The organism is Cupriavidus pinatubonensis (genome assembly GCF_019602855.1).
In the GTDB taxonomy this organism is placed as follows: domain Bacteria; phylum Pseudomonadota; class Gammaproteobacteria; order Burkholderiales; family Burkholderiaceae; genus Cupriavidus; species Cupriavidus pinatubonensis.
The window spans coordinates 1,428,359-1,442,068 of the sequence record NZ_CP080766.1 but is presented as its reverse complement, the minus strand read 5'-3'; the positions used below and the strand labels follow the sequence as shown (position 1 = coordinate 1,442,068).

Genomic DNA, 13,710 nt, shown 5'->3' with positions numbered 1-13,710 from the left:
CAGGCTCAGGGCCGGCGGCGCTCCATGGCCACCATCGACGGCGTGAAGCCGAGCTGGCCGAAGAATGCCGCTTCGGACGAGCGCGCCGCGCGCAGTACCCAGATGATGTCGGGATCGTTGCCCATGACCTGGCGCACCAGCGCCCGGCCGATGCCCTGACGGCGGTAGTTGGGCGCCACCACGATCATCGACAGGAAGCCATCGGAAACGTCGTCGCACAGCGCGCGCGCAAAGCCGATGACTTCACCCTTATCCACTGCCACGACCACGCGCTGCGAATTGGCAACCAGGCGAGCGAAGCGTTCGGCGCTGCCTACGCGGTTGTTCCAGCCGTTGGCGATCAGTAGTTGCCTGGCGGCCTCGATGTCTCCAGGCAACACATTACGGATTTCCATCGGCGGCTCCCCTAGCAAAAGCATGTACAACCCCTCGCCGCCCCACTGCCGGGGGGTGCCGCGAGTCGAGTACGGCACGGGAAGCCCGGCCGCGCAATTGGCGGAGTGTAGCGAGCGGGGGCAGACACGTCAATTTGCCGCCGCACGTACGCAGTGCCGGCGCATCAACCGCTGCCTCTCGCGCTGCAGCGCGGTATGATGGCTTTCATGAACGCCCCGATCTTCTCTTCTGCCCACCCGGCCGATCAGTTGGCCGAATTCTCCGATGCCGACGCTGCGCTGGCGCGCATCAAGGAGATCTACAACGCTTCGGTCAGCGCCGTGCGCGCGCGCTTTGACGCGTTCGCCAGCGGCAAGCCGCTGCCTTCGGCGGCGCATGCGTGCTACCCGTACCTGGGCATTTCCGTGAACATCGAAACCATGGTGACCGACAGCCGGCCATCATGGGGCACGGTGGCTTATCCGGGCGTCTATGGCACCACGGTGACGCGTCCCGACCTGCTCGCCGATTACTACCGCGACCAGATCGAACGGCTGATGCGCTATCACCGCGTGCCCGTGGTGGTGGGCCTCAGCCGCCGGCCGATCCCGCTGCCGTTCGTGATCGAGGCCTCGACGACCGACATCAGCTATACCCAGGCGCGCGAACTCGAAGTATCCTTCGTGCTGCCGGAGTTGAGCCGCATCGACGACTCCATTGCCAACGGCACCTACGAACCGGTGCCCGGCGAGGCGTGGCCCCTGTCGCTGTTCCCCGCCGAGCGCGTGGACCTCGCGCTGCAGCGCCTGTATCACTACACCGGCACCGCGCCTCAGCATTTCCAGCGTTTCGTGCTGTTCACGAACTACCAGCGTTACGTCGATGAATTCATCGCGCTCGGCCGATCGCTGATGGCCAGCAGCGATGGCAGCGGCTACACGCGCTTCGTCGAGCCCGGCGACGTCATCCAGCAGCTTGGCGGCGCCGAGCCCGACGACGCCGTGCGTCCCCGCGCGCTGCCGCAGATGCCGGCTTACCACCTCGTGCGCGAGGACAAGCTCGGCGTGACGCTGGTGAACATCGGCGTGGGTCCGTCCAATGCCAAGACCATGACCGACCACCTGGCCGTGCTGCGCCCGCACTGCTGGCTCATGATCGGCCATTGCGGCGGCTTGCGGCGCTCGCAGCAGCTTGGCGACTACGTGCTCGCCCACGCCTATGTGCGCGACGACCACGTGCTCGACCACGACCTGCCGCCGTGGGTCCCGGTGCCGCCGATCGCGGAAATCCAGGTGGCGCTGCAGGAAGCGGTGGCACGTGTGACTGGCCTGTCCGGCGGCGAGATGAAGACGCGCATGCGCACGGGCACGGTGGTCTCCACGGACGACCGCAACTGGGAGCTGAAATCCAAGGCACTGTACGCGCGCTTCAACCAGTCGCGAGCGATTGCCATCGACATGGAAAGCGCGACCGTGGCGGCCAATGGTTTCCGCCTGCGCGTGCCGTATGGCACGCTGCTGTGCGTCTCGGACAAGCCGCTGCACGGCGAACTCAAGCTGCGCGGCATGGCTAATGCGTTCTATCGCCAGCGCGTCAGCCAGCACATGACCATCGGTCTCGAAGCGGTGCGCATCCTGCGCGAGAACGGTGTTGAGCAACTGCATTCGCGCAAGCTGCGTAGTTTCGACGAGCCGGCATTCCGCTGAACGATTCCCGCCGCACTGTACGGACAGCGGCTTCGCAATGAAAAAGGCCAGCGCCTCATGCGCTGGCTTTTTTCGTTTCACGCAGACTCGGACGAGCCCGATCAGAACCGGTAACCCACGCCCATGCTGAACAGCCACGGATCCAGATTGACCTTCGAGATCTTCTCGCCGCCGGCCTTTACGTCGCTGCCGAGCCAGACCTTCTTGATGTCGGCGTTCAGGAACCAGTTCTTGGTCAGCTTGTAATCCATGCCGATCTGCAGCGCCGGTGCCACGCTCCAGTTGTCGAGCTGCAGCGTGTTGTTGGCGATGTCGGCGCCCCAGATGCGCGTGAAGTTCAGGCCGGCGCCCACGTACGGACGAATCGTGCCTTCGGGCAGGAAGTGGTACTGCACGAGCAGCGTGGGTGGCAGGTGCTTGAAGGTGCCGATGCGGTTGCCGTTCAGGTAGACGTCCTGCTTCTGCGGCACGGTCAGCACCAGTTCCGCGGCGATATTGCGCGTGAAGAAGTAGGTGACGTCGAGCTCGGGAATCCACTTGTTGTTGACCGTGATGGCATCCGACGGCACGCCCAGCGCGGGAATGGCATCGGACTTGTCGGCCATGTCGAGGTACGTGGCGCGCAGGCGCACCATCCAGTTGCCCTGGGTCTCGCCGTCGGCGGCGAGGGCGGGCGTGGAGACGGCGCCGAACATGGCAAACGCGGCGATGGCAGTACAGGCGACCCGGGTCAGGAGAGAGAGCTTGTTCATGGTTTCTTGCTTTGGTCTGGTAGTAAATCGCCGCCAGTTTGGCCGAGCGGCTATGCCACGACATTGACCGCGGACAAGGCCAACCCTATCGCGTGTAGGGTCGTCGCGATGACACCACAACCGCCTTGCGCGCGCAGACGACATCGGCAACGCGCGAGGGCACCTTCTAAACATATGCGGATTTATTCGTGGCGCGGCTCCAAGGGCGGCCTTAACCTCTGCGTCATGGCCGCTTCATGTCAGCCGTAGCGGCCGGTCCCAGGCATGTCGTGGGCGTCCCCAAGGACGTCTTTCCGGGTGTGCCCCGTGGGGGCGGGGCACACCGGCTTTCTTTTCCGTGGCCCCATTGATGGCGCGGCCGGCGTACCGCCCGTTCCCGCTTCTTCGCGTGCCTACCCATCCGTTCCCCCTGCTTCCGGCCTGTTGCGCCGGCCATCGCGTGCGGGATTGCCCTCTGATCCAAAGGGATGGGATACCCCTGTTGCCGGCGGTGGTTGACCGTGCCAGGGACGCCGGCGGCCGGCGCAGCCTCTGCCAAAGGATGAGATTCCCCGCCTATGTGCGCTAGCGCTCAGCCGTCTGGCCGGTACTGCCCCGCCGCCGTTCCGCATAGTCTGGTAGCGCGGGAAAAAATAGATGACTCAGGGGGAACCATCATGAAGGCGAGGTCTTGGCTTGGCGGGCTCGTATGCGCGGCGGCGACGTTCCTCGTGGCGGCGTGCGGGGGCGGAGGAGGGGGCTCGGGCAGCTCGACGCCGACCGCGGCGACGGCCGTGAACTACGCAGCAAAACTGAATATCACCACCGCCGAGGTCGGCGTTGGCCGCACAATCACGATCAGTGCCGCGGCTGTCGACAGCAACGGCAACGATGTCACGTCGTCGACAAGCTTTGCCTGGACGTCCATGGATAACGCCGTGGCGTCCGTTGTCGGCAGCACCGCCACGGTCGGCAATGCGGTGGTCACCGGCGTCAATACCGGTACCACCAAGGTGCAAGTCGTGGCCACCGTCAAGGCCGCCGACAATTCGACCGTGCAACTGCCTGCCCAGACCGCGACCATTACTGTGGTGCCGGCATCGGCCACGACCTACAGCCTGTCGGTGCCTAACACCTCATTGTCGATGACCGACGGCCAGACGCTCCCGGTCAAGGTATCGCTGGTCGACAACAACGGCAACGACGTGTCCGCCAATGGCAGCGGCTGGGCCTGGTCCAGCAGCGGCTCCGCGGTGCAGGTCACGGCGAGCCTGAACAGCGCTTCGCTGAAGGCGTCGAACAGTTCGACCACCGCAGCTGCCGCGGCCGATGTGTCGGTGTCGGTCACTGCGCCCGATGGCCGCGTGCTCGGCGGCGTGATCTTCGTCACCGTGCAGAAGAACGGCAGCGCCACGTACCGCGTGGTGACGACGCAGAACGGTGACCCGGTCAACGCACTGCAGGTGCTCAGCAGCTATCCGGCCAAGTTCACCGCCCGCGTGCTGCGCAACGACGACCAGGACGTGACCGCGGACTTCGACGGCGCCTGGACGTACGTTGCGACATCGCCGACGCTGTCGGCATCTGAAGCCGCAGGTACGCACGACGTGACCGTCAGCACCAGCCTTGCCAAGGGCGCCGGCCCGACCCAGGGCACGCTCACGGTGACGGCTGCCAGCACCAAGCTGGCAGCGAAGCCGACCGCTACCCTCAACGTGGTGGAGAACCCCGAGTGGACGCTGATGCCGGATGTCCAGCAACCGCTCGTTCTGACGATGCTCGGTATCCCCATTCCGGTGACCGTGGGCCTGAAGAACTTCGGCAATGACACGCCTTCGAGCGCATGCACGGGCTGGAACTGGACCTCGACCGGGCCGGTCCTGCTGGGCGGCTCCGGCGTCGGCCCGAACCAGCAACTCGTGACGGGGACGGCTGCCGGCGACTTCACGCTGACGGTGAGCTGCACCAACGTTGCCGACGGCAAGCTGATGACGCTGAAGCTGGTGGGCACGGTCAAGTAACAAGCACGAACCACAAAATCCCGCAGCACCGAACGCCCTCCTGTGGAGGGCGTTCTGCATTTGGGGTGCCGGTGACGGTGCCAGAAACGCAGCGGGCGGACGACGAGCGTACCCATTTCTGCGTGCCGGCCAGCGACCATCCGCACCTTGCGGCCCCACGCTTCGCAACGCGCGTTTTTTGCTGGTCCCGAGAGGCAAAAGGCAAGGGTCGCTACTTGCGAGACAGGCAAAGCGTACCCGTTTCTGCGTGCCTGAATGCAAGGGAGAAAGCCCTCAGCGCGACTGCCCGAGCGTCCGCATTGCGGCCAATTGGCCATCGCATGTCGCATGGAACGGCCGCTGCGGACGTGACAAAGCCACGGAGCGTACCCGTTTCTGCGTGCAAATTCGAAGGGGAAAAGTGGGTGTCCGGGCGCGAAAATCAGCGCTTGCGCACCAGTTGGATGACCTGTTCGGCAGGTTGGCCCGGCGTGCCCGTAGCAGTGGCGGTATTGGAAGCGCAGGTATTGCAGCCGCCGTCGTCGCAGCCGCTGGCGCAACCCGCCGCGGCCTGGGGCGCCAGCCAGCGCACCATGCGCGCGCGCCAGCCGATGGCTCCCTGGCCGCCAAGCCGCGCGGCCAGACCGGCCTTGATACGCTCGCGCGTGCGCGGCGCGTAGCGCGATGCCACCGACACCGCGCATGCCAGCACGATCAGCGGGACCAGCAGGGTTTCGACGGCGTGATAGAGGCTCATGGCGTCAGCTGAACATCAGGGCGACGCGGTAGGTGATAAACGCGGCCAGATAGCCCAGGCCCGCCAGATAGGTCGCCGAAGCGGCCATCACCTTCCACGAGTTGGTCTCGCGGCGGATCACCGCCAGCGTGGAAATGCACTGCGGCGCGAACACGTACCAGGCCAGCAGTGCGAGCGCGGTGGCGAGCGACCATTGCTGCGCGATCATCGGGGCAAGCTGCGCGGCTACCACGTCGTCGCTGCCCGACAGCGCGTAAACCGTTGCCAGCGCACCCACGGCCACTTCGCGCGCGGCCAGGCCCGGCACCAGCGCAATGCAGATCTGCCAGTTGAAACCCACCGGCGCGAACACATGCTCCAGTGCCCGCCCGATCATGCCGGCGAAGCTGTAGTCGATCGCCGGCCCCGTGGCGCCGTCCGGCGGCGCCGGGAAGGTGGCCAGGAACCACAGCAGCACGGTCAGCGCCAGGATCACCTTGCCGACGCGCGCCAGGAAGATTCGGGCACGCTCCCACAGCCCCAGCGCCACGTCGCGCGGGTTCGGGATGCGATACGACGGCAGCTCCATCAGCAGCGGATGGTCGGTGCGGTCGCGGCGGAAATACTTGAGCGCGTAGGCCACCGCCAGCGCGCTGACGATGCCCGCCACATACAGCGCGAACAGCACCAGCCCCTGCAGATTGAACAGGCCCATCACCGTGCGTTGCGGGATGAATGCGCCGATCAGCAGCGCATAGACCGGCAGCCGCGCGGAGCAGGTCATCAGCGGCGCGACGAGGATCGTGGTGAGCCGGTCGCGCGGATCCTGGATGGTGCGCGTGGCCATGATGCCCGGGATCGCGCATGCGAAGCTCGACAGCAGCGGGATGAACGAGCGCCCCGACAGCCCGGCGCCCATCATCAGCCGGTCCAGCAGGAACGCCGCGCGCGGCAGGTAGCCCGATTCCTCGAGCGTCAGGATGAACAGGAACAGGATCAGGATCTGCGGCAGGAACACCACCACGCTGCCCAGGCCCGCGATCAGGCCATCGACAAGCAGGCTTTTCAGCATGCCGTCGGGCATATGCGTGCCGACGATCTCACCGAACCAGTGCACGCCGGCCTCGATGCCATCCATCAGCGGCGCGGCCCACGAGAACACCGCCTGGAACATCAGGAACAGCAGCACGGCCAGCAGCACAAGGCCCAGGACCGGATGCAGCACGATGCGATCGAGGCGGTCATCCAGCGCGGCTGTACGTGCAGGCATGGTCACCGCCGTGTTCAACAGGCGGTTGACCTCTGCGTGCACTTCCAGGTCATCGGCCGGAGGCAAGGCCTGCGGCGCGGGAGGAAGGGTGCCATCGAGTACGCTGAGCAAGGCCGCCGCGCCTTCGCGCTTGATCGCCACGGTCTGCACGACCGGCACGCCGAGCGCCGACGCAAGCTTGTCGCGGTCGATATGGATGCCGCGCTTGGCCGCCGCATCGCTCATATTGAGCACCACCACCATCGGCAGTCCAAGGCGGCGCAACTCCAGCACGAAGCGCAGGTGCAGGCGCAGGTTGGTGGCGTCGACCACGGAGACCAGCAGGTCGGGCTTCGGCTCGCCGGGGCGCTTGCCCATGCAGATGTCGCGCGTGATGGCCTCGTCCAGGCTCGCCGCGTGCAGGCTGTATGCGCCCGGGAGGTCGAGGATGCGGATCTGCCGGCCGGCCGGCGAGACGAAGAAGCCTTCCTTGCGCTCCACCGTCACGCCGGCATAGTTCGCCACCTTCTGGCGGCTGCCAGTCAGGCGGTTGAACAGCGCGGTCTTGCCGCAGTTGGGGTTGCCCACCAGCGCAATACGCAAGGCGGAGGAAGAAGGAGCTGCAGACATATTCGCGGGAGAACTCAGGCGGTGCGTTGCGCCGCCCTGGTATCAGGCTGGCCGGCGGATTCACTGGCCGGCGCGATGCTGGTAACGGTGGCGCTGACGACTTCAACGCCGATGCGGGCGGCCTCCGAGCGGCGCAGCGCGAAGCGCGTGAAGCCAACCTGAGCCACGAGCGGATCCATGCCGAAGGGGCCGAAGGCGATCACCTGTACCGCCTCGCCAGGGACGAAACCCAGTTCGCGCAAGCGGCGCGCAACCGGGTCGTTCGGCGCGGCATCGTCCACCGATTGCACAACGGCGGGCGTGCGCCGCGGAAGTTCAGACAAGCGCATCATGCTTCCAGTCCGAAGGCGCACCTGCAGCCGCACGGACAGCAAGCTCGCGCCAGGGTACGTAAATGAAAATCGTTTTCATTGTATCTCAACTCAGCCATGGTGTCGGCGCCGATGCGCCGGCAACGTGCGCCAGCGGAGGTCTGCAGTCCACATTGCAGCATGCAATGTAGAAAAGTTGTGATGTTACCCAAGGCGGGCCGTGCCGGCATACCCGTATTCCGGCCAGCCGCATGCCCTCGGCGAAGCGGTCGCGGCCGACCTGGCGCAGTAAACGTCTCTTTGGCTGACCGGCTCCGCTCGCGGTCAGCGGGGCTTGGTGTTTTCCCCTACCCCAAAAGCCTTGGCGATGGTCGCCCGCATGCGCTACGATTCAATCAAATAAAAATTCAATGTAATAATTTATTTGATGTGTGTGAGACAGCGCATGCAACAAGGAGTCAGCCTCATGTCGGTACAAGCGATAACCAGTTAGCGGCGCCGGTGAAACGTGGTGATTTCGCGCGTGGCGGTTTCGTAGACCTTTTCCAGCTGTTCCAGGCGGGCCGTGATATTGCCGGCGTCCGGTTTGGAATCAAATTCCGGTCGGGCTGATTCCAGCAATATATCGCTGCGCAGCTTAGCGAAATCCTCGCACACGCGAACACCTTGTTCGGTCGTGACGTAATAAATCCCGGTACGGGCAGTACCGTATTTGTCGATGAGCCCTGCTTTGAGCAGTTTCCGCAGGTCGTACTGGATATTCGGGATGTCCTGGCGGTTGGTCATTTGCGCCAGATCGCGAATGGTCTTTGGCCGATCGTGCATCCGGATAATGTGCAGCAGTGTATTTTCCTGCCCGCTCAGGTTAATGCCGGTGACGGCCGCCAGGCATTCGGATTGCCAGCGCAGGAAGGATTGATAAACCCGCATCACGGCATATTCGAGATCGGTGATCTCGACGCCGAAATCATCCGTGGCCAGATGCCAGCGGTGCTGCCGTGCGGCGCGTTCGGATTTTTCGGATTCCTGCTCGGGTTTGGTCATTGTCAGGTAAGCGCCTGAATGTGGCGCATTGAATTTCAAGCGATGTAAGCCGCGCATCATTTTTCTATAAGCGGCGTGCGATTTACAAATTTTACTTTGCCGGAGACACGCATGAGAAAAATTCTGAACACGAAGGACTTTGTCCTGGGGACGTTTGCGACGAACTGCTCGGGCGGGATGTCGGTGACGAAGATCGGCGAGCGCTGGGACAACTCGTGGGAGAACAACGCGAAGCTGGCGCAGATGCTGGACGAGGCGGGAATCGATTTCATGCTGCCGATCGCGCGCTGGATCGGCTACGGCGGCGAGACGGACTTCCACGGCTCGGTGCTCGAGACGATGACGTGGGCGGCGGCGCTGCTGGCGCAGACCAAGCACCTGACGGTGTTCGCGACGATCCACACGGCGTGCAACCACCCGGCGGTGGTCGCGAAGCAGATCGCGACGCTGGACCAGATTGGCCAGGGCCGCGCGGGCCTGAACATCGTGGCGGGCTGGAACCGCCCCGAGTACGAGGCGATGGGCCAGGACCTGGCGGTGAGCCACGACCAGCGCTACGCGTTTGCGGGCGAATGGTTCGACGTGATCAAGCAGATCTGGGAGCGCGACGGCGCGTTCAACTACGACGGCGCGAACTTCAAGTTGAAGGGCATCTACGGCCTGCCCAAGCCGTGGAATGGTGAGCGTCCGCCGATCCTGAACGCTGCGGGTTCGGGCGAAGGCCGCGAGTTTGCGATCAACAACGCGAACTTCCTGTTCACGCCGGCGATCGACCTGGAGCGCTCGAAGGTGGAAGTGGCCGAACTCAAGCAGAAGGCGAAGGCAGCGAACAAGCCGGTGAACGTGCTGACGTTCTCGCACGTGGTGTGCCGCCCGACCGAGCAGGAAGCGCGCGACTACCTGCGCCACTTCGCGCAGGACAATGCGGACTGGGCCGCGGTGGACAACCTCGTGGCGCTGCAGTTCGCCAATGCCCAATCGTTCCCGCACGACCTGCTGGCACTGATCCGCGACCGCATGGCAGCGGGCCACGGTGGCTTCCCGCTGGTCGGCACGCCGGAGCAAGTGGCCGATGGCATCTGCGCACTGGCCGAAGCCGGCTTCAAGGGCACGACGCTGTCGTTCGTGGATTACGTGAAGGAGTTCCCGTACTTCCGCGACACGGTGCTGCCGATCCTGGAGGCACGCGGGCTGCGCAAGCCCGGTGGATCGAAGCATGGGAACTGACAAGATGCCGGCGGCGCTGGAGGCGCTGCAGCAATCGTTCAAGCAGGCGATGCGCGGCTTCGCCGGCGCGGTGAGCGTGGTGACGGTGGCCGATCCGCTGAACGAGTCCGAGCGCAGCGGCTTCACGGCGACGTCGGTCTCGTCGTTCTCGGCCACGCCGCCGATGGTGGTGGCGTCGATGAAGGCAACGAGTTCGTCGGCGGAGCTGCTGCAGCGCACGCGCCGCTTTGGCGTGAACCTGCTGCGGGAAGAGCAGCAGGCGATCGCGCAGCGCTTCACGGGCTTCGGTGGTGAAGCCGGGATAGAGCGCTACGGCAGCGATGCGTGGACGCAACTGCTGGCCGACGGTGCACCGGTGCTGGCCGATGCAGTTGTGGCCATGGACTGCGAAGTCGACGAACTGCTGGAGCGCCACGGCCACTACCTGATCATCGGCCGTGTCCGCGAGATCCGCGTCGCGCAAGAAGCGCCAGCCCCGCTGCTGTACTGGCAAGGCCGCTACACGCGACTGGCGCAACACGCCAACTGAGCTACGAACGAGGAGTACATCCATGAGCAACAGCCTCATGCAACTGGCCACTGAGATGGCCAACGGTGCGGTCAAAGTCGTCGACCTGACGCAAACGCTGTCGCCGGACTTCCCGGCCCTCGTCCTGCCACCCGAGTTCGGCCAGGTCTGGGCGTTCAAGATGGAACGCATCAGCCAGTATGACGAGAAGGGTCCCGGCTGGTACTGGAACAACTTCTCCTGTGGCGAACACACCGGCACGCACTTCGACGCGCCTGTGCACTGGATCAGCGGCAAAGATCACGCGCAGAACTCGGTCGATACGATCGATGCGAAGCACTTCATCGCTCCGGCAGTCGTGATCGACGCCAGCGGCCCGGTCGCCGAAGACCCGGACTGGACGCTGACGGTTCCGTACCTGCAGGCCTGGGAAGCGAAGCACGGCCAGATCCCCGCTGGCGCCTGGGTCCTGCTGCGCACGGACTGGAGCAAGAAGACCGACCCGCAGGAATTCCTCGGCCTGCGCGAAGACGGTGCTCACACGCCGGGCCCGACGCAGGAAGCGGTCGAGTGGCTGATCCGGGAGCGCGACGTCCACGGTTTCGGCGTCGAGACCATCAACACCGACGCAGGCCAGTCGTACGCATGGCCGGTGCCGTACCCGTGCCACACGCTGATGCACGGCGCCAACAAATACGGCCTGCAGTGCCTGAAGAACCTGGACCAGCTGCCCGCCACAGGGGCCGTGATCGTTGCCGCACCGCTGAAGATCCAGAACGGCTCCGGTAGCCCGCTGCGCGTGCTCGCCCTCTTGGCAGACGCCATCTGACGGCACATTTCCTAGGGTAAACGCGAGGCCCAACACGAAATCCTTGTCGTCCCAGTCCGTCCTAATCTATGATTTTGGATATATTCAAATCTAAACTATAGGAAGCCAGACGCGGCGCGGTGCGCCGGGCGGTTCCCCCGAAAGACTCAAAAGGAAGGGCCATGGCAGAGCGGTCATTTGTCGAAGAAGTGAAGAAGCTGCGCCTCGGCGCTGGCGAAGTGTTCAGCGGCGAGGGCATCCTGGCGGTGACCAAGGCACTGCTGGAATCGGGCGTGGCCTATGTGGCCGGCTACCAGGGCTCGCCCATTTCGCACCTGATGGACGTGCTCGCCGACGCGCAGGACATCCTGGCCGAGAACGGCATCCGTTTTGAAAACAGCGCGAGCGAAGCCACGGCCGCCGCATCGCTGGCGGCATCGGTGAACTACCCGCTGCGCGGCGCGGTGACCTTCAAGGCCACGGTTGGCACAAACGTCGCGTCCGACGCGCTGGCCAACCTGGCCTCGGGTGGCGTGACCGGCGGCTCCTTGATCATCGTCGGCGAAGACTACGGCGAGGGCTCGTCGATCATGCAGGAGCGCAGCCACGCGTTCGCGATGAAGTCGCAGATGTGGCTGCTCGATCCGCGCCCGAATCTGCCGTGCATCGTGCAGGCCGTGAAGGACGGCTTCGATCTGTCCGAGGCGTCCAACACGCCGGTGATGCTGCAACTGCGCGTGCGTTCGTGCCATGTGCATGGCCAGTTCGTCGCATCCGACAATCGTCGTTCCAGGTTCTCGATCCAGGACGCGCTCGAGAACCCCACGCGCGACGTCAGCCGCATCGTGCTGCCGCCGGCGAGCTTCCTGCACGAACACGAAAAGATCAAGCAGCGCTGGCCCGCCGCCGTGAAGTTCATCGAAGCGCGCAGGCTCAACGAGTTCTTCGACGGTGACGACGACAATTTTGCCGACATCGGTATTGCGGTGCAGGGCGGCAGCTACAACACGCTGATCCGTGCGCTCGAGCAACTCGGCCTGGCCGACGTGTTCGGCGAATCGAAGATTCCGTTGTACGTCATGAACGTCGCATACCCGCTGATCGACAGCGAGTGGGAGCGCTTCTGCGCCGACAAGCGCGCCGTGCTCGTGCTCGAAGAGGGCCAGCCAAACTTCATCGAACAGAACGCGGCAAACATCCTGCGCATGGCGGGCACTACTGCCGCGCTGCACGGCAAGGATGTGCTGCCGCTGGCCGGCGAGTACAACACCGCCACGGTCCTGAAGGGCCTGCGCGCATTCCTGGAGCAGTACGAGAAGATCGAGCCGCTGCCCCAGCCCGTACCCGTACGCAAGGTGATCCCGCTCGTGCAGGCGACGCCCGACCCAGTGGCCGCCGAAGTGCTGGAGCCGAAGGCAATTGTCGATGAAAGCGTGCATGCGCGTCCGCCGGGCTTCTGCACCGGCTGTCCGGAACGCCCGATCTTCACCGCGATGAAGCTGGTGGAGCGCGAGATCGGCGAACACCACGTGAGCGCCGACATCGGCTGCCACTTGTTCTCGATCCTGCCCCCGTTCAACCTTGGCAACACGACCATGGGCTACGGTCTCGGCAGCGCCAGCGCAGCCGCGCTCAACGCGCCGGCCGGCAAGCGTGCGATTTCCGTGATGGGCGATGGCGGCTTCTGGCACAACGGCCTGACCAGCGGCATCGCCAACGCGGTCTTCAACAAGAGCGACAACCTGACCATCGTCGTCGACAACAGCTACACGTCGGCGACCGGCGGGCAGGACATCCTGTCGTCCACCGCGCACAACGACACGCGCAGCACCGGCCATGCGATCGAGGATGCGGTGCGCGGAGTAGGCGTCAAGTGGGTCCGCACGATCCGCCGCACCTATGACCTCAAGTCGATGAAGGCAACGCTCAAGGAAGCGCTGACCACTGGCACCAAGGGCCCCAAGGTGCTGATCGCGCAGAGCGAATGCATGCTCAACAAGCAGCGCCGAGAAAAGCCGAAGGTCCGCAAGGCCATCGCCAATGGCGAGCGTGTGGTGCGCGAGCGTTTCGGCGTGGATTCGGATACCTGCACCGGCGACCACTCGTGCATCCGCCTGTCCGGCTGCCCGTCGCTCTCGATCAAGCCGAACCCTGACGCGCTGCGCACCGACCCGGTCGCGTCCGTGCTTGACAGCTGTGTGGGCTGCGGCCTGTGCGGCGAGGTCTCGCACGCCGCGGTGCTGTGCCCGTCGTTCTACCGTGCGCAGATCGTCAGCAACCCGACTCGCTGGGACAAGCTGCGCCAGCGCCTGCGCGATGCCGTCATCGGCTTCCTGCAGCAGCGCGACGCTGTCCGCCGCGCGCGCTACGCACTCTGAACCTGGA

At 64.9% G+C, this 13,710-nt stretch carries 12 protein-coding genes; 6 read left to right on the top strand and 6 right to left on the bottom strand.

All coding sequences use genetic code 11. The features are described 5' to 3' along the window. Window positions 1–5 precede the first annotated feature (5 nt). On the bottom strand, window positions 6–395 hold the full coding sequence (locus K2O51_RS06595) for a GNAT family N-acetyltransferase (protein ID WP_041680327.1): 390 nt from the start codon (window positions 393–395) through the stop codon (window positions 6–8). 198 nt (window positions 396–593) lie between these two features. On the opposite strand from K2O51_RS06595, the gene K2O51_RS06590 reads away from it, so the two are divergent. Continuing rightward, a complete protein-coding gene (locus tag K2O51_RS06590; RefSeq protein ID WP_373460902.1) occupies window positions 594–2,081 on the top strand; it encodes an AMP nucleosidase in 1,488 nt (495 codons plus the stop codon). A 101-nt stretch (window positions 2,082–2,182) separates the two neighbouring features. On the opposite strand, the gene K2O51_RS06585 is transcribed toward K2O51_RS06590, so the two are convergent. Beyond that, the gene (locus tag K2O51_RS06585; RefSeq protein ID WP_011301534.1) at window positions 2,183–2,833 is read right to left on the bottom strand and encodes an OmpW/AlkL family protein; all 651 of its coding nucleotides are present in this window, start codon (window positions 2,831–2,833) and stop codon (window positions 2,183–2,185) included. A gap of 656 nt (window positions 2,834–3,489) precedes the next feature. Between K2O51_RS06585 and K2O51_RS06580 the strand changes: the two genes are divergently transcribed. Further along, window positions 3,490–4,833 carry a hypothetical protein gene (locus K2O51_RS06580; RefSeq protein ID WP_049796517.1) on the top strand — a complete coding sequence of 448 codons (1,344 nt, stop codon included), beginning with the start codon at window positions 3,490–3,492 and terminating at the stop codon, window positions 4,831–4,833. A 421-nt stretch (window positions 4,834–5,254) separates the two neighbouring features. On the opposite strand, the gene K2O51_RS06575 is transcribed toward K2O51_RS06580, so the two are convergent. The 4 genes from K2O51_RS06575 to K2O51_RS06560 form a co-directional block, all read right to left on the bottom strand. Next, entirely contained in the window at window positions 5,255–5,569 is a 315-nt protein-coding gene (locus tag K2O51_RS06575; protein WP_011301536.1) for a DUF6587 family protein, read from the bottom strand. 4 nt (window positions 5,570–5,573) lie between these two features. Continuing rightward, on the bottom strand, window positions 5,574–7,427 hold the full coding sequence (feoB, locus tag K2O51_RS06570; RefSeq protein WP_220629974.1) for a ferrous iron transport protein B: 1,854 nt from the start codon (window positions 7,425–7,427) through the stop codon (window positions 5,574–5,576). Window positions 7,428–7,441: 14 nt separating this feature from the next. Further along, on the bottom strand, window positions 7,442–7,756 hold the full coding sequence (locus K2O51_RS06565) for a FeoA family protein (RefSeq protein ID WP_041680328.1): 315 nt from the start codon (window positions 7,754–7,756) through the stop codon (window positions 7,442–7,444). Between the two features lie 471 nt (window positions 7,757–8,227). Then, window positions 8,228–8,782, bottom strand: coding sequence for a winged helix DNA-binding protein (locus K2O51_RS06560; RefSeq protein WP_011301539.1), 555 nt, complete (start codon window positions 8,780–8,782; stop codon window positions 8,228–8,230). 111 nt (window positions 8,783–8,893) lie between these two features. Here K2O51_RS06560 and K2O51_RS06555 point away from each other — a divergent pair, with 111 nt between their 5' ends. The 4 genes from K2O51_RS06555 to K2O51_RS06540 all read left to right on the top strand — a co-directional run bounded on the left by K2O51_RS06555 (window position 8,894) and on the right by K2O51_RS06540 (window position 13,703). After that, window positions 8,894–10,009 (top strand): LLM class flavin-dependent oxidoreductase, encoded by a 1,116-nt coding sequence (locus tag K2O51_RS06555; RefSeq protein ID WP_011301540.1) that lies wholly within the window; start codon window positions 8,894–8,896, stop codon window positions 10,007–10,009. Continuing rightward, the gene (locus tag K2O51_RS06550; protein ID WP_245001782.1) at window positions 9,999–10,538 is read left to right on the top strand and encodes a flavin reductase family protein; all 540 of its coding nucleotides are present in this window, start codon (window positions 9,999–10,001) and stop codon (window positions 10,536–10,538) included. The genes K2O51_RS06555 and K2O51_RS06550 overlap by 11 nt, the downstream gene beginning before the upstream one ends. A 22-nt stretch (window positions 10,539–10,560) precedes the next feature. Continuing rightward, window positions 10,561–11,346: a cyclase family protein gene (locus K2O51_RS06545; RefSeq protein ID WP_220629973.1), complete on the top strand. Its 786-nt coding sequence runs from the start codon at window positions 10,561–10,563 to the stop codon at window positions 11,344–11,346. 161 nt (window positions 11,347–11,507) lie between these two features. Continuing rightward, entirely contained in the window at window positions 11,508–13,703 is a 2,196-nt protein-coding gene (locus K2O51_RS06540; protein WP_220629972.1) for a thiamine pyrophosphate-dependent enzyme, read from the top strand. Window positions 13,704–13,710: the final 7 nt, after the last annotated feature.